Annotated in this window: 20 protein-coding genes and 1 pseudogene; 7 read left to right on the top strand and 14 right to left on the bottom strand. The window is 61.4% G+C overall.

Annotated elements, in window-relative coordinates:
- Window positions 1-32: 32 nt before the first annotated feature.
- From BLT68_RS07260 to BLT68_RS07245, 4 genes are read left to right on the top strand one after another with little or no spacing between them, the layout of a single operon-like run.
- On the top strand, window positions 33-791 hold the full coding sequence (locus BLT68_RS07260; RefSeq protein ID WP_083313986.1) for a BglII/BstYI family type II restriction endonuclease: 759 nt from the start codon (window positions 33-35) through the stop codon (window positions 789-791).
- A 52-nt stretch (window positions 792-843) separates the two neighbouring features.
- A complete protein-coding gene (locus BLT68_RS07255; protein ID WP_074633457.1) occupies window positions 844-1467 on the top strand; it encodes a nucleoside/nucleotide kinase family protein in 624 nt (207 codons plus the stop codon).
- 4 nt (window positions 1468-1471) lie between these two features.
- Window positions 1472-2971, top strand: a complete 1500-nt coding sequence (locus tag BLT68_RS07250) for a phospholipase D-like domain-containing protein (RefSeq protein ID WP_074633456.1) — start codon at window positions 1472-1474, stop codon at window positions 2969-2971.
- Entirely contained in the window at window positions 2968-3831 is an 864-nt protein-coding gene (locus BLT68_RS07245; protein ID WP_232618725.1) for a class I SAM-dependent methyltransferase, read from the top strand. Before BLT68_RS07250 ends, BLT68_RS07245 begins: the two co-directional genes overlap by 4 nt.
- Window positions 3832-3930: 99 nt before the next feature.
- Here BLT68_RS07245 and BLT68_RS09430 read toward each other — a convergent pair.
- Both BLT68_RS09430 and BLT68_RS07240 read right to left on the bottom strand, forming a co-directional pair.
- A pseudogene (locus tag BLT68_RS09430) lies at window positions 3931-4077 on the bottom strand (DUF2185 domain-containing protein); the annotation flags it as partial.
- 30 nt (window positions 4078-4107) lie between these two features.
- Window positions 4108-5418, bottom strand: a complete 1311-nt coding sequence (locus tag BLT68_RS07240; RefSeq protein WP_074633069.1) for an ISL3 family transposase — start codon at window positions 5416-5418, stop codon at window positions 4108-4110.
- Window positions 5419-6915: 1497 nt separating this feature from the next.
- Between BLT68_RS07240 and BLT68_RS09550 the strand changes: the two genes are divergently transcribed.
- A complete protein-coding gene (locus tag BLT68_RS09550; RefSeq protein WP_074633454.1) occupies window positions 6916-7227 on the top strand; it encodes a DDE-type integrase/transposase/recombinase in 312 nt (103 codons plus the stop codon).
- Window positions 7228-7489: 262 nt separating this feature from the next.
- Here the strand turns inward: BLT68_RS09550 and BLT68_RS09245 are convergent, their stop codons facing one another.
- The 12 genes from BLT68_RS09245 to BLT68_RS07170 form a co-directional block, all read right to left on the bottom strand.
- Window positions 7490-8035 (bottom strand): hypothetical protein, encoded by a 546-nt coding sequence (locus BLT68_RS09245; RefSeq protein WP_074633453.1) that lies wholly within the window; start codon window positions 8033-8035, stop codon window positions 7490-7492.
- 345 nt (window positions 8036-8380) lie between these two features.
- Complete coding sequence (locus BLT68_RS07220; RefSeq protein ID WP_232618724.1) at window positions 8381-8722, bottom strand: hypothetical protein; 342 nt, start codon at window positions 8720-8722, stop codon at window positions 8381-8383.
- Window positions 8723-8829: 107 nt separating this feature from the next.
- The gene (locus BLT68_RS07215; protein ID WP_232618723.1) at window positions 8830-9021 is read right to left on the bottom strand and encodes a hypothetical protein; all 192 of its coding nucleotides are present in this window, start codon (window positions 9019-9021) and stop codon (window positions 8830-8832) included.
- A 339-nt stretch (window positions 9022-9360) separates the two neighbouring features.
- Window positions 9361-9864, bottom strand: a complete 504-nt coding sequence (locus BLT68_RS07210; RefSeq protein WP_074633450.1) for a hypothetical protein — start codon at window positions 9862-9864, stop codon at window positions 9361-9363.
- Complete coding sequence (locus BLT68_RS07205; RefSeq protein ID WP_074633448.1) at window positions 9861-10748, bottom strand: hypothetical protein; 888 nt, start codon at window positions 10746-10748, stop codon at window positions 9861-9863. The genes BLT68_RS07210 and BLT68_RS07205 overlap by 4 nt, the downstream gene beginning before the upstream one ends.
- Window positions 10749-10757: 9 nt before the next feature.
- A complete protein-coding gene (locus tag BLT68_RS07200; RefSeq protein WP_074633447.1) occupies window positions 10758-11222 on the bottom strand; it encodes an ADP-ribosyltransferase domain-containing protein in 465 nt (154 codons plus the stop codon).
- 14 nt (window positions 11223-11236) lie between these two features.
- Entirely contained in the window at window positions 11237-11764 is a 528-nt protein-coding gene (locus BLT68_RS07195) for a hypothetical protein (RefSeq protein WP_074633445.1), read from the bottom strand.
- 89 nt (window positions 11765-11853) lie between these two features.
- Window positions 11854-12417 (bottom strand): hypothetical protein, encoded by a 564-nt coding sequence (locus tag BLT68_RS09240; RefSeq protein WP_074633444.1) that lies wholly within the window; start codon window positions 12415-12417, stop codon window positions 11854-11856.
- A 58-nt stretch (window positions 12418-12475) separates the two neighbouring features.
- Window positions 12476-13021, bottom strand: coding sequence for a hypothetical protein (locus BLT68_RS07185; RefSeq protein ID WP_074633442.1), 546 nt, complete (start codon window positions 13019-13021; stop codon window positions 12476-12478).
- Window positions 13005-17480 (bottom strand): putative T7SS-secreted protein, encoded by a 4476-nt coding sequence (locus tag BLT68_RS07180; protein ID WP_131800090.1) that lies wholly within the window; start codon window positions 17478-17480, stop codon window positions 13005-13007. Before BLT68_RS07180 ends, BLT68_RS07185 begins: the two co-directional genes overlap by 17 nt.
- Window positions 17481-17492: 12 nt before the next feature.
- On the bottom strand, window positions 17493-17831 hold the full coding sequence (locus BLT68_RS07175) for a hypothetical protein (RefSeq protein ID WP_050695569.1): 339 nt from the start codon (window positions 17829-17831) through the stop codon (window positions 17493-17495).
- A 12-nt stretch (window positions 17832-17843) separates the two neighbouring features.
- Window positions 17844-18143 carry a 1-deoxy-D-xylulose-5-phosphate synthase gene (locus BLT68_RS07170; protein WP_232618721.1) on the bottom strand — a complete coding sequence of 100 codons (300 nt, stop codon included), beginning with the start codon at window positions 18141-18143 and terminating at the stop codon, window positions 17844-17846.
- Window positions 18144-18301: 158 nt separating this feature from the next.
- Between BLT68_RS07170 and BLT68_RS09235 the strand changes: the two genes are divergently transcribed.
- Both BLT68_RS09235 and BLT68_RS07165 read left to right on the top strand, forming a co-directional pair.
- A complete protein-coding gene (locus BLT68_RS09235; protein ID WP_165603243.1) occupies window positions 18302-18448 on the top strand; it encodes a hypothetical protein in 147 nt (48 codons plus the stop codon).
- 431 nt (window positions 18449-18879) lie between these two features.
- Window positions 18880-20610: an alpha/beta hydrolase gene (locus tag BLT68_RS07165; RefSeq protein ID WP_083332388.1), complete on the top strand. Its 1731-nt coding sequence runs from the start codon at window positions 18880-18882 to the stop codon at window positions 20608-20610.
- Window positions 20611-20647: the final 37 nt, after the last annotated feature.

The following is a 20647-nucleotide window of genomic DNA, read 5'->3' as shown; positions in this document are numbered from 1 at the left end:
TATATGGTTATTACCCGTGCTAATATGGCCGCATGACGGTTCAAACAGAGTCGTACGATGACCCCGGTATCGTCCCCGTAAGCGTGCGAAAAAAGTACTCGTTTCATGAGGTGCGAAATGCGTGTGGCGTCCTGTCTGCCGTCGCGCCCAATGAATGGTCAGATATCATTGATGTTCTCGACAAATTCAGCTTTTCTGCAAATCTTCTTTTGCGCGCTGGCGGAAATAACTCCGCGATGGCAGACGAGCTCAACTGTGCGCTGAGAGCTCGCGGCTGGGCCGAATGTCGATACGTTGTCAGGCGTGAGGGTCGTATTGAATATCGCGAAAAGGGGCGTTCCTTCGATGAATTCCCCGCGGTGGAAATGCCTTCGTATTGGGTGGATAATCGCAAAGGTCGCGTACTGGTCGATGTCGAATGGAACGCGAAGGATGGCAATCTCGACCGTGATCTGGCCGCCTATCGTGCGTGGTATGAGGATGGGCTCATTGATGGAGCAGTGATCATCACCAAAGATCGCGCCTCTCTGTTTGACATTGCGTGCGAGCTCTGGGCAGACCATTTGAAAGTGAGGCCCGAAGACGTTCGCATTGCGACGAAATGCCCCGCAAAGAAGAGGTGTGATCGACAGCGTGAATTAGCGCTTCCGCTCGATTTAACGACGACGACGGTCACGAGCCTGGATAAGGCGATTCCGCGTCTGGACCGCGGCGAGGCGGGCACCTGCCCGGTGGCGATAGTAGCCGTGAGCGCGCATACGTGGGATCACACCCAGTTTGATCCGGATTGAAAAGCAGGATGAGCATGTTCGGTGGTCGAGTAGTGGTGAACGAGTTTTTTCGATGACCGCCCTGATCTGGCCGGAGGCTCACGGCGGGCCGGGGTGCAGGATCACCGTCCCCGCTGACGTCGCACCGGGTGAGGCCGCACGCACCCTCGCCGATCGCCTGCGCGCGCTGAGCGGCCGGACGGCCACGGCCTGGGCACCGGGGCAGCGAGGGGAAGGAGAGGGGAGGGACGGGCAGCGAGCGCCGGCGCGCATGCCCGTCGTCGCCATCGACGGCTATTCCGGGTCCGGCAAAACCACCTTGGCCCGCGCCCTGGTGCGCCTGCTGGAAGCGTGGCAGGTGCTCCACATGGACGACTGGTACCCCGGGTGGGACGGCCTGGAGGCGGGTGCGACGATCGCCCGGCGCATCGCCGCCGACCTGCGGGCGGGGAGGCCCTCGTCCTACGTCGCCTGGGACTGGGAAGAGGACGCACCCGGCGAGACGAAGGCCGTGTCCGCGCTGCCCACGATCATCGAAGGCTGTGGGGCCATAGACGTTGACGCCGACCTGACGATCTGGCTGGCGGACCCCGGCCAGGCCGTGCGTCGCAGGCGGGCGCTTACACGGGACGGGGCGACGTACGCGCCACACTGGCAGCGCTGGGCCGACCAGGACCTGGGGCGCTTTGTAAACTGAAGGCATGCCAGTGCCAGCCCCCGAACCTCCGCCGTGGGCATGGCTCCTCCTCGGGGCCATCGAGTTTGTCATCCGCATTGTCGCCCTGGGCGTCGTCCCCAAGTATCGGCGTGCATCCACGTCCACCGCGTGGCTGCTCCTCATCTTCATGCTGCCCTTCGTGGGCGTCCCCCTGTACTTCATCTTCGGATCGTGGTGGGCGATGGGACGCGCCCTCGATGACGACCCCGAGGCCCGCGCCCTCGTCGATGACATCCTGCACGCTTCCCCCGCCTCGGCCCCCGATCTCAACGAGGCCCCCGACTGTCCCGACCACGCGAGCGCCCTCATGGGCCTGACCGGCAGGCTCACCGGCTTCCCCGCCAGCAGGGGGCGCGTCGGGTGCCTCTACAACGACACGGCTGACACTTTCCTCGCGATGGCCGCCAGCGTGGACGCCGCCACCCACCACGTCAACGCACTCTATTACCAAACCTCCTGGGACGAGGTCACCGCACCCTTCTACGAGGCGCTCGGGCGGGCCGCCGCCCGCGGGGTCACCGTGCGCCTCCTGGTTGACCACCACGGCATGCGCACCATCCCGGGTCACCGCGAATTTCGCCGCCGCCTCAACGCCACGGGCATTCGGTGGCACGCGATGCTGCCGTTTGCGCCCCTGCGTGGACAGATCCGCAGACCCGACTTGCGCAACCACCGCAAGCTCCTGGTCATCGACGGACGCGTCGCCTTCGTCGGCTCCCACAACCTGGTCGCCCCCGACTACGACACCCCCGCCTACGCGCGTGCCGGCATCACCTACGAGGACACGACCATCACCGTCACCGGCCCCATCGTCGCCCAGACGCAGGCCGTGTTCGCCACCGACTGGTACTACGCCTGCAAGGAAGTCCTCACCCCGGCGGACCTGACCCCGCCGCCCGCGACGGGCGAGGTGCAGTGCGAGGAGGAGACGGCCTCGCCGATGCAGGTTGTCCCCTCGGGACCCGCCTACAGGGGTGAACCCAACCTGCGTGCCTTCGTCTCCATGATCTCCTCGGCCCGATCGCACGTGTCGATCACCAGCCCCTACCTCATCCCCGACGAGGCCCTCGTCACCGCCCTCACGAACGCAGCCGTGTCCGGGGTCGCGGTGGAGCTCTTCGTCTCCGAACAGTTTGACCAGTTCCTGGTTGGCCACGCGCAGCGCTCCTATTACGGGCTGCTCCTGGGTTCCGGCGTGCGCATCCACCTGTACCGAAAGCCAACCATGCTGCATTCCAAGTACGTGGTCATCGACTCCAGCCTCTGCGCCATCGGTTCGTCCAACATGGATGTGCGTTCGTTCGGCCTCAACTACGAAACCACCCTCCTGGCCCAAGACCCACGCCTGGTCGAGCTGCTGCACGCGAACGATCAGCGCACCCGTGAGCGTTCGCGGGAGCTGACCTACCAGGAGTGGAGATGCCAGCCCTGGTACGTCCACTACATCGACAACGTGTGTCGTCTGTGGAGCTCCCTCCTGTGAGCATCGACGGGTACGGGCCCATGTTAGCGGTGGACGGGGACCGTGGGGGCGCGTCGGCTGGCGGATCCCCGGGCGCCGCGGAGGCCGGAGTGTCCAAGACGTGCGCCGCCGAGGCCAGAGCCCCCGAGGTCGGCTGTAATCCTTTCGAGCGCGAGGGCGGATCGTATGCTTCCGTGCGGCCCGCCTACCCGGCCGGGGCAGTGGCTGCGCTGCTGGCCTCCGCCGCCCGGGGGCGTGGGCGGCGGCCCCTGCGGGTGGCCGACATTGGGGCGGGCACCGGGAAGATGAGCGAGCTTTTGGCGCGGGCGGGCGCGCGCGTGGACGCGGTGGAGCCGTCGGAAGCGATGCGATCCCAGGCCTCGTCGGTCGAGGGGGTCACCTGGCACTGCGGCGTCGCGGAGGACACGGGATTACCGGACGGAATGTACGACATCGTCGTGTTTGCCCAGTCCTGGCACTGGGTGGATTCCGAGCGTGCCGGGATCGAGGCGGCGCGTATGCTCGATTCGGGCGGGGTCCTGGGGATCGTGTGGAACCAGATGGATGTGTCGGTGCCGTGGGTGCATCGGCTGACGCGCATCATGCGTTCGGGGGACGTGCACCGGCCGGACCGGCCGCCCTTACCCGGCGGCGGTTTCGCGCCCATGCGCCTGACCCAGGTTCCGTGGGAGGATCTGGTGACGCCTGAACGGATACTCGCTCTGGAAACCACACGGTCCTCGTTCATTCGGGCCTCGGAGCAGGGGCGTGCGCGCATGCAGGAGAACCTGCGTTGGTACCTGTACGAGCATCTGGGCTACGCGCCCGGTGAAAGCCTCGCCGTCCCCTATACGACGCTCGTGTGGGTGAGCAGGCGCTAACCCACGGGGATTAAGAATCGCTCCAGGGTGCGCCTCGGCGGGTTGAGCGCACCCGGGCAGGTTGAGTGAGTGGGCGTGCGTCGTTGCGCAGCCCTGCCCTTACCGGCAGGTGATTTCGCGTTCGGTGTGGTTGTCGAACCAGCGGCGGCGACCGTCGGGTTCGACAACGAGCTGGATGTCGGAGCCGACGGGCAGGTCGTAGATGCCGATGCAGGCGGGCTCAATGTCACAGAGAACATTGAAATCACATTGAAATCAAGAACCGTTAGGGGCTCTTCATAATTGAGGGTGTAGTTGGGGTCTGAATCCTCCTGTTTCGAGGAGGCAGCGGGTGATGTAGTTGGTGAGGTTTCGGAACCCGAGTGCGGATCCGCGTAGGTGTTCGAGACGTCCGTTGATCGCTTCGGTAGGACCGTTGCTGGTGTGTGGATGATCGAAGTAAGCCAGGATGTCCCGGGATCGGCGTTTGAGCGTTCTTCCCAGTGTGATGATCTCCGTGAGGGAGCGAGGGACACCCGCGTTGCTGAGACGGTCTATTTCGGCTTGCATCAGGGCCTTACCGCGGATTTTATTGGGATCGCGGTAGGCGTCGATAATACTCTGGTAGACGCTCCAGGTGACTTCGAGGGCGACGTGGCAATCGCTGGCGAACAGGTCGAGGATCCGGTGTTGTTGGCGCGGGGTGAGCAGGCAGGATCTGGTGTGTAACATTCTGCGGGCCTTGTACAGGGGATCGGTGGCACGCCCACGCCGGTGGTGGAGTTCTTGCTGGATGCGCCTGCGACACTCATCGAGAGCATCACCGGCAAGGTGTACGACGTGGAAGGGGTCCATGACCGCGGTTGCGTCTGAGAGTTCTTCAGCGGCTGCGCTTTTGAACCCGGTGAATCCATCCATCGCTACGACCTCGATGTTCTCGCGCCACGTGTCGGGCTGGGAAGAGAGCCAGGTTTTGAAGACCTGCTTGGAGCGGCCTGGGACCATATCCAGGAGCCGGGAGGGACCACGACGGTCTCGTATAGGAGTCAAGTCCAAGATGACGGTGACGTATTTGTCGCCGTAAGGGGTGTGGCGCCACACGTGCTCATCAACACCGATGACGCACACTCCCTCGAAACGATCAGGATCATCGATGAGTATGCGCTGGCCTTCACCTAAGATCGCGGTATTGGCAGTGTTCCATGACACGGCCAATACGTCGGCGATGCGCGCCACCGTCAGATGGTGGACCACCAGGCCCACCAGCGCCCAGCGCACCGCTGCGCGCGAGAGCTTCGCGCGCGGATCGGCTGCTGCACTCATGTTTTGACGCCACACGTGAGCACACGTCTGGCAGCGGTAGCGGCGCACGCTCACGTGCAACATGGTGGGGTGCCACCCGTAGGGTACGTGAGCCAAGCGCCTGATCACCGTGTCGCGTACGACGCCCTCGCCCCCACACTGTCGGCACCACCGATCCTCACCCACTACCTTGCAGGCCAAGACGGTCCGATCGCCTCCTACACGCTGACCCATCACTTCCAGTCCTAGGTCATCCAGGCCCGTGAAGGCGCTCAGGTCAGGGCGACCAAAGGTAGCATTGGACATGTCGAGGTCTTTCGGATGGACGGTGTAGGAACCCCCATCATCGGAAGACCTCGACCCCTACCCGGCCACGACACACCGAACCCCGCATACCACCCCCACACCCTCAATTATGAAGAGCCCCGTTAGGTTGTTCGGATCGGCGAGGTAAGCGTCGTCATCGCGGTCAGGTAAGACGCGCCAACCGTTGTCGGCGGGGTTGGCTGAGGGCTCTGGGAGCGACTTGATGCCCCCTTTCCTTCAATGATCTTACGAGAAACAATACAGCCGCCTGCATTGCGAAAATAAGTGGTGGCATCGTTAGTTCTCCCTGTATCGAGTGTGAACGCGTGACATTGTGTCAGGTCCCTGTCGAGATAGGCGGCCATGCGATCGGCCAGCTCCCGTCGTCTCTCCATCTTGCTGGCAATTTCGTAAAGAGTGAGTCCCGATCCGCGCGCCTGGGTCATGAACCCTGGTTCATCTGCCTCGAAAATAAGCTCATAGAGGATCTTCCGAGTTGAGTGTGGGTGATCGGGTTTTGGTCGTGGGTTGCGGTAGAGGTGGAGGTCTTTGGGGTTATAGGACGCCGTGTGTTGTTGGAAGGGTGGCTTTGTGGCTTTGTGGTTTGGTGGTTTGGTGGTGTGGGGAGGTTCCTGGGGTGTGCGCGTTGTGGTGCCCGCGGGTGTCGGCCCGTTCGGGCTCGTGGTCTGCTGCTGGATTTCTCCTGGGTGTAGTCGCTGTTTTCGCTGTCGGTCCGCGTGGGATCAGGTGCCGCGTGCTGGCCGGGGTTGTGCGCCGTTTTTCGCGGCACCGTCAACCTTGCAGTGGTCCGACTCCGCTGCTGGTGCTCCGCTGCCTTTTTGTGGCTGGTTCATGGATAGGAAGTGTGTTGCTGGATAGGTTATGCGCTCGTGGATAGGTTATTAACCTATCCAGGTGGCCGTTTCCTATCCAGGTGGCCGTTTCCTATCCAGGAGGCTGTTTCCTATCCAGGTGCGGGGCTCGCGTGTGCTGCGCGTTCTCGCCCTGGTGGCTTGCGCGGGCTAGACAGCCTGTTGTTAGGTGATTGCGCTTAACCCGCATCCGCTGGGGTGCGCGTGAACACGGTAAGGCGCGCGCTAACCCGCTCAGGCGGACGTGGGCAGTCCCGTCAGCGTACAAGCCCGCCCCATAACCTTGATGCGACTCTCCGGATTGAAACCGGAGTCGCCCCGGCGGTCCGAAAAACCCCCGATTGTGGGAGTTATACCCGAGCAGGGGCGGTGTGGGTTTCACTTGGGTGTTGAAGTGTCCCGGGTATGGTGGGGAGTATCTTGCGTCAAATGCATGCTTTCCTAACCGACCAGATACCGGCGTGGGGCATGTCGCGCGGTGCACGGTTGAGCGGCTGATGCGGCGTATGGGAATTCGCGGTGTGAGCCGGTGCCGGGCCCGCCATGTCACGGCCCCGGCACCGAGGCGGGCATGCCCAGCAGACCTGGTGAATCGTCGTTTCGCTGCCCATGATCTCAACGAGTTGTGGGGCGCGGACATTACCTACGTGCCAACCGGGTCGGCTGGGTCTACGTCTCCTTCGTCACCGACGTGTACTCGCGCAAAATCCTGGGGTGGAAGGTCTCTTTCTCGCTGCGTGCCGACCTGGCCCTGGATACCTTGAACATGGCGATCTACCAGCGCTGCCGCGAGGGCATGGACACCAGCGGGCTCGTGCACCATTCCGACCAGGGTGTCCAATATCGACGACGTGCGCTACGGGCAAGCACTAGCCCAGCGCAAGGCGGCAGACTCGGCGAGCTCCAGGGACGACTCCTACGACAATGCCCTAGCTGAAGCATTGAACTCCGTGTACAAAGCTGAACTTATCCACAACAAGGCGCGCCCCCGCTACGCCGGTCCCTGGCACGACCAACGTGAAAGTTGAACGCGAAACCTCAGCCTGGGTCCACTGGTACCACACCTACCGCCTCCCCCTCGCAATAGGCGGCATCACACCACAACAAGCAGAAAACCAACACACAGCACCACGAAAAGAAACGCCCTAAACGCCCCTCCACAAAATCCAGAACTTGACAGGTGGCGGGTCTGCCGCGTGTCAGTCGTAGTTTTTGCTGTAGGGGATGTGTGTGGTTCCGAAGAGGGCTTGGCAGGCCTCCTTGACGTCCTCGATGTGTGCGATTTCGAGGAGGCGTTCGGGCGTGTGGTTCAGAAACCAGGTCAGCTTGGTGGCAACGTCGGACCACTTGCCTGTGAAGACGCCGGTGGGCTGATCGTTGTGGCACAGCTCAACGGAATAGATGGTAGTGCCGGGTCTGTGGGACCAGTGTGGTGCAATCAGCAGTTCTCGAAAACTGATGCCAAATGGTTTGAGATCAAGGCAATATCGCAGTAGGTCAAAGTTGTCCATGACGAGCCACTGCTTCACCGGGGTTAAAGAATCTGCACGCAGGTAGGTGCTGGGAGGCGAGAGGCGTTCGCTTGAGCCCCCGAAGTAGAAACCGTCCTCGTACCAGACGTGGATCATGACATTGAGATCGTTGCTCTGAAACTTGACGTGGTCCTCGCTGACAACGTAAATCTTTCGGTCAAGCAAGGGGACGAGAGTGCGGATGAACTCATCTTCGCTAATCGTGTTGGACATATTGAATGATTCCCCGCTTTTCCCACTCTCTCAGTGTCAACTCTCTGAGTATACCCGTCATTTTGTCGGGTCCCCAAATCTGTAGCTGTATAGCAGCACCGGGCCGGCCAAATGCTGGAGCTACTTCACCATATTTAACAATGCAACCATCAGGAAGTTTGCCTGTTAGGCGTGCACGCATATCTGGTGCCCCTAGGGAGAAGGGATGCAATCCCCGTTCGCCAAAAGAGGACGGTGTTCCATCTTTGTGCATTGCTGCAGCGAACTTTCCACCGGGATCTTTGAGTCTGCATAAATCAGTGGAGTGACCATCTCGAACGACATGCCGATACCAGTCTTCGCTCACTAGACACGATCATAGAAGTTGTGAATGTAAGCCCGAGTGCCGAGAGGGGGCGCTTCGGGGTCGAAGAACATGTCGAGCACTGTCTTAACCGGATAGATGGTGAGCGAGCGGATATGCAAGTACTGATGGATTTCGTTGGTGTCGTAGCTCAACTCGGGCCGGCTCTCGGAAGCGATGCGCATAGAGGAGTATCCCGCCACTCGTTGGATCGTCCAGCCAACGGGGAAGGAGCGCCACCCGTAGTCCATGTCGCTCCGTCGGTAACCTGCAGCCATTCGGTAGAGGGAGCCAACAAGGTCGATGAGAGCCAGGGGTGCGATGTCAGGAGAAGACGTCCACATGCGCGAGGAGTAGGTGCGACGATATCCTCCAGGGAGAGGGTTGAGGCTAAGACGTCCACATGCGCGAGGAGTAGGTGCGACGATATCCTCCAGGGAGAGGGTTGAGGCTAAGACGTCCACATGCGCGAGGAGTAGGTGGTTGCTCTCTCGTCGGAGCCGAAGTGATACTGCCGATCGTCAATCCAAAAGTGCTGACTCATTGACGCCTCGTATCCGAAGACGCAGTCGTTGTCGCCGATGAGGTCGGCAGAGACGCCGAAGCTTTTCGCCCGTTCGATCAGCTGCTCAAGTACGTCCATGATCACATCCTCCCGTGGTTGACATGCCGGTGTCTTCAGTATGGAGCGTCGTCCTGTACTTGAATGCCTCTCTCGTTGGACACCCGGTGCGTGCAGGTCCGTACCGTCGGGAATGCGTGGTGTTCGGTGTGTGCGGCGCGTGCTCGAGATGTGCCCCGAAGGAGCGAGTGCAGCCAGCTGTTACGAGCTGTGTGTGCTCTGGCTGGCTGCCGTGGCGACCAGCAGGGGCGTGCAGCGTGACGTTCCGTTTGGCCGATCGTCGGGTGAGATAGTCGATGATGACATCGTTCGTCGAACAGCTAGTGGTCCGTCAGCGCTGCTTCCCTTCGTGTTGAAACGTTACCCCACGGGAATGAGAAAACGTTCTGATGCCCCTTCGGGTAGTTCGACGCGCTGGCTACGAGCAGCGCGGAGCGCAGGCTCAAACTCAATGAGAATGGGTGTCCAGGAGTCGAGTACACGGGTAGGGGTGAGGCTCTTTCCTCCTTCGGTCAGGCGCATTTCCTCGTAAAGCTGGATTGTCACTCCGAGGAACTCCTGTGCTGGATGCTGGTAGAAGTAGGATCCGGGCATGTAGGTGACCTCTTCGAGATTGAAAGAGGGAGCACCCATCATGAGGTTGCTTAGGTCTCGTCCATTCTGGCCGATAAAAATAGCGATCTGCGGAATCTCCAGGTTGTTTGTCGCAATGGAAATGCTATGCGATGTTGCCGTGAGAATGGGAGATGAGATCGCACGCGGCTCCGTGATGGAAGTGTCGACATATCCGCGGAAGGTAACCGAGGGGGTCGGCGGCAGTGACTCGAGAAGAGCTAAAAAACTCTTGATGCTATCTTCGTTCATGATTCCTCCCGTGGTTTCCAGTCAAAGCGTTCAATGAAGTCGGGCGAGGGGACGTAAGGCGATGTCCAATCGCGGAGCAGGCCTGCGTATTGGATGATGCACTCGTAAGCGGTGCGCTCGTCGAGAGTGTTGGGACCGTTCCAATAGGAGTCCGGATTTCCCGGTTCGGGCTGAAGGAAGCGCTTCCACAGGAGGTACTCTGGTTCTTTCCACCACACGGGGACATCTCGAACCTCGATGCGTTCGTCCACCGGTGTCGGTAGCTCTGTGAGCGAGCCGTACAGGTCAGGATCGTCGGGGTTCCGCTCCATGTAGATCGTGCGCAGCTGCGTAGTCACAGTCCGCGGCGGAACGGCTACCTCGGTGAATGGCAGAATCTGATGAGAGGTGTGCTGCCAGGCAAGAGTGCGCACCCAGATGGACCCCACTCGCGTGTTGTTTGCCCATGGATTGGTGTGCCAGGGGTGTCCGTCTGCGCGGATGACAAACCAGGGATTGATCCGGCCTGGATAGATGAGGAGCGCGAACGTGTCGGTCCCTCGGATGGGGTGATGGGAGAGAATAGAGCCCTCAAAGCTGCACTCGCCGTAACGAAGCTCACCGCGTGTGCCGGATCTGATAGGCATGACCCAGCCCTGCGGGCTCGGGGTCCCGAAAGGCTGGTAGGGGATCGAAGGCAACACCGCAGGTAAGCCCGATAATGTGCGGAGCGTGGCTGAGAAACGGCGGATGACGTCACGCTGGTGTGGAAAGAGGCGCTCCCAGTCGAGCTGGCCGTCCTCGGGCCGCTTAGGGAGCTTCCAGATCTCTGGGTAATCCCACCAGTGGTGGTCGGCAAGCCACAACTGCGCTCTGTTAACGTTTCCATTCACAGCGATGGGCATAACTGCATCCTACTCTCTCTGCCTTAGTTTGATGGTGTAACTTCCGTCTGCATGTTCCGTCCATTTTTCAATCTTAAACTCAAGTCCGGATTTAAAAAGGATTTCGTCTTGTGTGGCAAACATAGACATTGGGCGGATGTTTGAACCCGAAGCGCTTTCAATCTCGAACAGGACTCGTCTGTCTCCGGGGTCGAGTGCGCCTGAATTCATGAACTTCTCTGCAACGCCGGGCTTTGTGCTGCTTGAGAAGAATGCAGGGTCGCGGTAGACACCGGTACGGAGTGCCTCGTCGAGAATGTGTCCAGGCACCTTCGTTCCTCGGTATACTCTGCCGTTATGTGGTGGCAACCTGTCGAGGAATTTATTGAGGGTCTCAACTGTCTCGGGGATATCGGCCGAGACAGCCATTGATGGGTCACGAAGCCAGCCGTTGATCTCCTTATATTGCGGACCTGAGTAGTCGTAGGCAGCCATTAGCTCTTGACGCGTCAGATCCGGATTCTGCTCGATGCATGCGTCCAGCCACGCGTCGAGCTCTTCCGCGCTCGCTCTGCGCCCAGGAGCTTGCGGGAGCGCTTCAATTTCCTCCTTGGTGAGGGGGCGCTCCCCATCACCGTGGCCATCGCCCGAACCATGTCCGTCTGAAGCAGCGGACTTAGTATCGGCGTCGTCGGCCTTGGCCTCGGGGCGTCTTCGGTGGTCTTGTGCGCGTCGGCGTCATCGGCCTTGCCATTGGCGGAGTAGTCCTCCGCCTTGGGGTCAGCATCCTTACGTTCGACCGAATCCTTGTCGGAGTTGCCGTCGCCGTCGGTGTCCTTGGGGCGGTCGCTGTCCTTGTCGGGGTTGCTGCCGTGCTCCTTGGCGTGGTTATCACCGTCGTGGCGGGTGGCGTTCGCTTCCTTCTTGTCGGGTGTGTCATCTGCGGTGTAACAGGCAACGGGCTGCGCCGACGAGGAAGGAGCCTTACTGCTGCGTGTGCAGAAAGTTGAAGGGCCGGAGGGAATACTAAGTCTCAACTCCTGCTCGTCTATACCGCACTCATATTGTGCTCTGTTAATAGACTCTTGGTGATGTCTAGAAACTCTTCCCGTAGCATGTCTTTCTCCTACGCGTGCGTCGGTCGTTTATGTGGCGCGAATGGGATGTGTGGGGTTCCGAAGAGGGCCTGGCAGGCCTCCTCAACGTCCTCGATGTGTGCGATTTCGAGGAGGTGCTCGGGTGTGTGGTTGAGGAACCAGGTCAGGTTGGTGGCTTCGTCGGACCATTTGCCTGCAAAGACGCCGGTGGGCTGATCGTTGTGGCACAGTTCGAGGGAGTACTGATTGGGGCCGGGTCGGTGGGACCAGTTCGGCGCGATCAGCAGTTCTCGAAAACTGATGTCAAATGGTTTGAGGTCGAGGTAAGCTCGCAGTAGGTCAAAGTTGTACATGACGAGCCACTGCTTCACCGGGGTAAGAGAATGAGACCATACGAAGGTGCCGGGGGGGGGGGGAGAGAGGCGTTCGCTTGACCCGCCCAAGTAGGAGTTACCTTTGCGCCACGCGTGGATCATGACATTGAGATCGTTGCTCCGAAACCACACGTGCTCCTCGCTAACTACCGTGACGTCTCGATGAAGCGGGGCGACGAGAGTCCGGATGAACTCATCTTCGCTAATCGTGTTGGACATATTGAATAGTCCCTGGTGGTTCACTGTGTTTCTTGAATGGGTGGTAGGTCTGCGCGTGTCAGTCGTCGTCCTCACCGAATGGGATGTGTGTGGTTCCGAAGAGGGCCTGGCAGGCCTCCTCAACGTCCTCGATGTGTGCGATTTCGAGGAGGCGTTCGGGTGTGTGGTTGAGGAACCAGGTCAGGTTGGTGGCTTCGTCGGAGGATTTGCCAACGATGATGCCGGTGGGTTGATCGTTGTGGCACAGCTCAACGGAATAGTCGGTAGTGCCGCGTCTGTGGGACCAGTGCGGCGCGATCAGCAGCTCCCGAAACCTGATGTCAAAGTACTCGAGGCCGAGGCAATAGCGCAGTAGGTCAAAGTTGCGCATGGCTAGCCACTGCTTCACGGGGGTAAGAGAGTTCGCTCGCAGATAGCTGCCGGGGGGGGAGAGGCGTTCGCTTGAGCCCCCGAAGTAGAAACCGTCCTCGTACCACGTGTGGATCATGACATTGAGATCGTTGCTCTGAAACTTGACGTGGTCCTCGCTGACAACGTAAATTTCTCGGTCAAGCAAGGGGACGAGGGTCCTGATGAACTCATCTTCGCTAATCGTGTTGGACATACTCAATGATTCCTCGTTTCTTCCATGTTTCTAACGGTAATTCTATCATTTTACCTGTTGTTTCCTCGGGTCCCCAAATCTGCAGCTGTATTGCTCCTCCGGGTTGGCCAAATGCGGGGGCGACCTGGCCGTATTTGACGGTGTGTCCCTCGGGAAGGTATCCGGTCAGGCGTGCGCGCATATCCGGTGCGCCCAGGGAGAAGGGCTGGAACAATCCTCGTTCGCCAAACGATGGGACGGAGCCGTCCTTGTGCATTGCGGCCGCGAACTTACCTTCGGGATCTCCGATTCGACACAGGTCTGATCCGTGCTCGTCAATGAAAGGTTGAATGGAGGCGTACTCATGGTAGTCCTCATTGAGGAGCGCGCCGCTCTTTCGTTGTCCGGGGACATCGGATGGCCACATAGTGCCTTTCTTCTCGTCGAAGAAGGTGTCCATGAAGTCCTTCATTGATCGTGGAGATCCGTCGGGATTGAAGCCCAGGGCGCGCTCGGGATTGACCATGTCGTCGAAGCCGAACCTGCCCGTGTGCCAGTCCTTTGCGTCTGGAGGGAGATCTTTTCTTCTGTAGTTTGGCCAGGCTTCCAGTGCCTCCTGAAGCTGGCGGCGCGTCCGGGGTGGCGTGGTGTACGGGTCGACTCCCTCGGGGAAGCCGATGGTCTGGTCGACGGATGGGTCTGGTGGGGTGTCGTAATCCGCGTCATAGTTGGTGTGAGGATCAGCGCTGGGGTCGTAGGAGGGATCTGCCTGGCCATCGTGCGAGTGATCGTGCAGATCCTCGTACTCCTTTCTCTCTTGGCCTCCTTCACTCGTGGAGCTTTCGTGCTCGCCCGAATCGCCGTCGGCGTCACGATCTCCGTGCTCCGTGCCGCGCTCATCGCGCGATGAATCGCTGGAGTCGCCGTCAGCGGACTCGGACGCGCTGTTCTTTCGAGAAGAATCATCGGGATGCTCGCTGTCGGGGTCTTTGGTAGATGAACCTGCCTCTTCCTTTTCCTTGTCACGGTGTGGCTTTGGATCCGCGGCGTCGTCGGACCGTCCGTTGCGGGCGTGCTTGTCTGCTGTTGAGTCGGTACCCTTCTGTTGGTCTGCATCCTTGTCGTGCTTGGGTGTGTTCTCTTCCTTGGAGTGCTTCGAGTTGTCAGTGTCCTTGGTGTTGGTTGCGGAGTTGTCCTTCTGGGTTTCCTTGGTCTTCGGATGATCCTTGCCATCGGGTTGCGAGGTGTCGCCATCGTTGGGGCGGTTGGACTTGTCGTTGGTTTCCTTGGGGTGGCTGCTGTCCTTGTCGGGATCGCTGCCGTGATCCTTGGCGAGGTTATCGCCGTCGTGGCGTGTGGTGTCCGCATCCTTCTTGTCGAGCGTGCCATCTTCTGAGGCTTGCTTGTCTGCCTCATCCTTATCGCCGTGGGTCTTGGTGTCTGCGGGTTCTTCGCCCTTCTCGTTGGGGGCGTGCTTGTCAGCTGTCGGGTCGTCGCGCGTGGTCTGCTTGGTGTTGTTGGACTTCGCGGCGTCCTCGTGCGCTTGTTCGCCAGGGTTGGCCTCGGAGTTGGTCTCGGGTTCTTGCTTGTGTGCCGAGTCGTCTGCACGCTTGCTGTCCGCTTCGGGCGATGCCTCGTGCGTGTTGTCTTTCGTGGCGGGCTTGGTTTTCTCGTCCTTGTCGGCGTGTTGCTTCGCGTCCGCTGCGTCGTTAGCCTGCCTGGTGGAAGCGTGTTTGTCTGTCCTATCGGCCGTGGTGTTCTCAGCGGGGGTCTTGTCTGTCGGCTTGTCGGCCGTGGCGGGTGTTTCATTCACCTCGCCCTTTTCCGCAGGCTCGGGCTCACTGCTCTTGGTGGGCCTGCTATCCGCCTCGGACCTGGCATCGTGCGCGTTGTCCTTCGCCGGGGGCGTGCTTGTCTCGTCCTTATCGCCGTGGGTCTTGGTGTCTGCGGGGTCCTCTGCCTTCTCGTTGGGGGCGTGCTTGTCAGCTGTCGGGTCGTCGCGCGTGGTCTGCTTGGTGTTGTTGGACTTCGCGGCGTCCTCGTGCGCTTGTTCGCCAGGGTTGGCCTCGGAGTTGGTCTCGGGTTCTTGCTTGTGTGCCGAGTTGTTTGCGTTTTTATTGTCCGTGTCGGCTGCGTGCCCCGAGCGCTTCTCGCCCGCGTGCGAGCCAGGCTTGTTTCCGGCGTGGTGCTCCGTCGTCGGCTTGTCGGCCGCGACGGGTGTTTCATTCACCTCGCCCTTTCCCGCAGGCTCGCGGGTCTTGGTGGGGGAGTCCTGGGTGGGATGCGCGGACCTGGGCTCGTGGGTCTTGGCGTGAGCACGGTCGGTGTCGGGTGCGGGCTTGGATGGCTCCGCCTGGGGGGCAGGCTTGGACGCGTCCCCCTTAGCGTGTGGAGCGTCAGCGTCGGGCGCGTGAGTTTTTGCAGCGGGCTTGGGCGAGGCCTGGCTGGGCGTGGCCGCCTCGCTGCCGCGCGGGGCCTCGCCGCTCACCGCAGCCTGGGAGCGCTGCGGGGCAGCGGCGTCCCCACCTGTGGGGTGCTTGGGGGCTGCGGGGTTGGTGGGCTGTGGGCCGCCCTGGGTACCCTGACCGGATCCGTGGTGTCCTTGACTCGAAGACGAACCATTCGATGACGAGCCCCGCTCTGCGCCAGAGGCGTTCCCGCCCTGTGCGGCGTGGGAGTTCTGCGGCTGATTGCCGTGACCGCCCGAGCTGGACACATCACGGGAGGCACCCCGGGAGCCGCCCTGGGACGGGTCGTGGGAGGCACCCCGGGGGGCACTCTGGATGTCGTGGGAAGCCGTCGGGTGGGAGTCGCTGTAACCGGCGGCGGAGTCTGAGCGTGATCCGGCGTGCACATCCCTCGCGGGCATCCCGCCATCGGGGTGGTGGGCTCCCTGCGCGTGGGTGGATGAAGCACCGTGAACGCCGGTATCACCACCGTAGGAGCCGCCGCCGACTTGCGCATGAGCGTAACCATTCGCGTGCGAACCACGCGACGCCTCGGCCATCGTGGCCGTGTCGGCGACACCCGAAGAACCACTAGTCCCCCGGCCAGCGTGAGCGACATCCCCGACGAGGTTGGAGGACCCATTAAAGCCATTGGTGCCCCTGCCTGCGTGAGCGGCGTCCCCGGTGAGGTTGGAGGCCCCGGAGAGGTTGCTCGAACCGTGGGTGGTATCCCCGACGAGGTTGGAGGCACTGGCGAGGTTGTTGGTGCCCCGGCCTGCGTGTGAAGTGTCTCCCGCAAGGTTGTAGGCTCCCGCGAGATTGTCAGCCCCCCGGCCAGCGTGGGATGCGTCCCCGGTGAGGTTGGATGCCCCCGCGAACTTGTTTGTCCCGACCGCCGCGTGGTCTATGTTCAAGGCGCTCGTCATCTTCTTTGCATCGTTGCATAGCTGCGCGACGCTGCCCGTGGTGTTGATGCCGCGGTTCGAGAGCTTTTCGACCAGGTTTTTACCGAGTTTAGATACCGCGCGAATATCGTCGGGGTTGACCGGCAGGATCGCTTTGAAAACCTCGCGGCCGATGCGGGCCGCGCGAGCCGCGCGGGCCGCTCCTGATGCGGCTTTCTCGCCCGCGGATGCCCCTGTGCCTGTACCTGCCGTTGCTACCGCGATGATCACGTCGGGGAGCAGGTGTCCGATCGCTCGACCAGGGTCATCGGCCCACGCATCCCAGTCTAAAACTGCCTTACCAAGCCCCTTCATGAAACCAATGGGGTCCTGCCATAACGCTTTGGCCAAACCTGTGACGGTTTCGGTGGGAAGATACGCGTGCTTAGCCATGTACTCATCCCAAGACATGTCCCCCATCAGCATGCGCCCAAAATCAAATACGGTATCGAAACCGCCAAGCTTGCATGCCAGCTTCAACAAGTCAGCGACGGCTTCCACGAAGCCAACCAGCACAGAGCCGACCGTGCGGCAGGTAGCGTCCCACCATGTGCGTTCGGGGAGCATCGCGATCCCCGCGTTGAGCGCCGAGATCAGTTGATTCCCCGCATCGTTGACAGTGGCGACCAGCGTGTTGAAATCCGTCTGCGCTGCGGCCATGGCGTCCTCGCCCGGCCCCTCGTCACACGAAGAATCAAACACCGCGGGCACGCCAGCGGACGCGGCCTGGCTGCGAACGCTGTCCTGATTGGCCTGCGCCGCTTCGACCGCGGCGCGGCCCTGCTCCCACCGCGACCGGATACCGGGCAACTGGTTCTGTGCGTTCTCCAACGTGGTGGCGTAGGACAGGTAAGCCGCAGAGGCACTCGAAAACGCGGTCTGCGCGTCCATCCACCCCTGGGTCTGAACCTTAAACTTTTCACGGAAACGATCCGCCGCGCGCCCCTTCCACCCGTCAGACTTCAGGGATGTGAGGCCCGAATACACGTCAGCGAACTCCGCCGCCCGATCCGCCATCACCTGGGCGCGCGTGCGAATCCCACCCGGATCGCCGCCAATCGTGAAAACAGGAGCACCCTGAGCGTTCACGCCCACAGCAAATCACGCCCCCGAACCAACAACGGGAGACTGCTCCAGGTCAGACGCAGCCTGGGCGACTGTCTGCATGAGTTCGCTGGACTTTTCCATATATTCCCCATACGCGCCCAACGCCCCACCCAGGGCGCTGCTGGCGGCCGAAATATCCGAACGCAAATCGTTCAGGCCCTTCTCCCAAGTGTCCTGGAACGAATTTGTCACACTCCACACGTCCGGATTGTCGAGCATTCCCGAATTGGGGACCCAATCCTCCACGTCATACTCTTTGGCAGCCTCCTCAAACGAAGACAACGACGACACCAGAGACGACATCGCCTGCAGATCAACCTCAAAATCGCTCATCACTTCGCTCCCTTAGCCATCGATATGCGCGAACGCCATCGCCTCAGCATGAATGCCCGCTTCTCGGATCTCGTCCATCGCGCCAGAAGCCGACTGTAACAAATCGGCCAGCTCCTCCCCGCGCCCCACCAAACGCTCCAACGCGGCATCACAAGCAGTACGCGCTTCGCCAGTCCAATCACCCACCGAACTCACGACCCCATCGCGCACATCCGGCACAAACTCACGCATTAACGCCGCCTTCTTCGCGAACACCTCGCTCATCGCCGATGCGTCCGCCTCACGAAACACCAACATCGAATCACCACTCACAGCGTTCCCCCCCCAAGACCTTCTCAAACGGCTCTCACCCCGACGAGGCACCAGAAGCACCCCTGCCAGCAGAAGCACCGGCACCACCCAACTCCGAAGCGAATGGATTTACCCCCGACGAATCCCCGCCATCCCCGCCATAACCAGAGGCAGCCTGAATGAGCGAAGCAACAATCTCACTCTCACACGCTCCGAACGAGTTCTCAACCCCCACCAGCGCCTCAACCAAACGGCCCAGATCATCGAACAAGACCTTCAAGGACTCACCCCACAACTCCAGCGAGCTGCTCAACGGCTCCACGTAAGAACCATTCACACCCGGAATCAAGCCAGCAACCTCATCGCCCAAGGAAGAAACCGACTCAACAAACGGGTCGCACGCGTCCTGAACACCCGAAGCCGCCTCAATCAGCGACCCTGGAACAAAGCCAACATCCCCACTCACGAGCACAACCTACAAATCGACCAAACACATGTCAAGCGAAGTGGTGGGTCGCTCAATGAATGGAGCTATTCGCGATAGTTCACTGCTCACGCCCAGGCGCATGGATGGGAGTGAGCGTTTCGCTTGGATGCGCGCCCGCTGGAGCGGAACCGACTCGCACGCCCGCGCGGTTGGACAAACCGCCCGCTTCATAAGATGTGACACTTTTGACAGGCCTATTTGTGAAACCTTGATCATCGAACCTGCCTCGGCCTCGTATATTCCTGAACCAGGCCCCGCTCACCTGGCACAATGGGCGTCATGGGTTGGTCGTTCCTGGGAGTGATCGCGGCCCTGGCCATGTATGCGGTCAGCGTCGCGCCCTCGCTGATGGCGCGCTCGTGGGCGTGGCACGCGATCGCCTCGGGCGTCCTGGTCACGTGCGGCTACGTGGGCGGCGTCATCGTCCAGAACGTGGGGACGCGAGTCATCCGCGTGACGGGACTGACGATCAGCGCCTCCGAGCCCGTCGAGCTCGGTTTCCGCGTGGGAATCGCCGCCCTGTTCGCCGTGTGGTGGCTGTATGCGGTGATCCAGTCGTATCGGAGGGCACGTAAGGCCTCGAAGCTGGTGAACATGCCGGGCGAAAACCTGGGCGAATACCTCCTGGGAGCCGCCGGATCGGTCGTGGTCGCCTGGTGTTTACTGGCGATCGTGGAGGCTTTCATCCAGGTGGGACGCATGCTGATCGCGGCGCTGGCGGCGTACATGATTAGGCCGGCGGCCGTGGTGGTGGGCGTGGCCATCGTGTGCGTCATCGTGTTCTTTCTGACCTCGAACGTGATCCTGCGCGGCGGCATCGGTTTCTTTCGCCACCACGCGGAACAGATGAACACGCGTACGGCCCGCGGCATCTACCGGCCCTTCGTCTTAGAGCGTTCCGCGTCTGCGTCCTCGCCCGTGACGTGGGAGTCGGTGGGCGGTCAGGGGCGCGTGTTCCTGGGCAGGGGCCCGTCGCGCCTGGACATCGCGCAGGTCAGTGGGGGAGCGGCGAAAGAACCCATCCGCGTCTACGCCGGCATGCCCACGGGAGGCGCCGGAATCGAGCAGGCCGCGTCCACGGTGGTGGCGGAGCTGCACCGCACCGGGGCCTTCGATCGCGCGGTGATCCTGCTGGCCACCTCGACCGGCTCCGGATGGGTGGATGAGTGGCAGGTCCAGCCCCTTGAGTTCCTGACGCGCGGCGACTGCGCGACCGCGTCGCTGCAGTATTCGTACGTGCCCTCCGCTTTGAATTGGCTGACGGGATTGGAGCCGTCGCAAAAGGCGTCGGCGGTCCTGTTTCGCGCGGTTCGCGCCGAGCTGGATTCCATGGACCGGGCCGACCGTCCCGCCCTGTTCGTGTGCGGGGAGTCCCTCGGTGCGTTCGCGTCGCAGTCGGTGTTTTCCTGCGCAAATGACGCGCTGGAGAGTGTCGACGGCGCCCTGTGGGTGGGAACCCCGGCGTTTACGCCGATGCACGCGGCGCTGACGGCCGCGCGGCACAAGGGTAGTCCCGAGGTGGCGCCCGTGGTGGACAACGCGCGGCGCGTGCGCTTCGTGAACGAGCCGTCGGACCTGCGCACGGACCTGTACGGCCGCGAGCTGGGGCCGTGGGGTTTCCCGCGCCTCGTGTACGCCCAGCACCCCTCGGATCCGGTCGTGTGGTGGAACAAGAAGCTGATATGGACACAACCGGATTGGTTGCGCGAGCGTGCGGGGCGCGACGTGTCACGCACCGTCGAGTTCACGCGTTTCGTGACGTTCATTCAGGTTCTGGCGGATCTGCCGGTCGCGGGGACGGCTCCGGGCGGCCACGGGCACACCTATCACGAAGAGCTCATCCCCCTGTGGCGGGCGATCCTGGGTTTTGATCGTTTGTTCGATGAGGAACCCGCGCATCCGCGCCTGGCCGACCTGGACGGATCGTGGGTGGACGAGGCGATGGTGGAACGAATTGGAATCGTCGTTCGTGCGAACCTGGAGCTATCGGACCGCCAGTAGCCCCTGGTCGATTGGTTGGTTGCCGCACAGGGCGGGG

It is taken from the genome of Schaalia meyeri (assembly GCF_900105015.1).
GTDB lineage: Bacteria > Actinomycetota > Actinomycetes > Actinomycetales > Actinomycetaceae > Pauljensenia > Pauljensenia meyeri.
The sequence above is the reverse complement of the archived record's forward strand: the minus strand, read 5'-3'. Positions and strand labels throughout refer to the sequence as shown.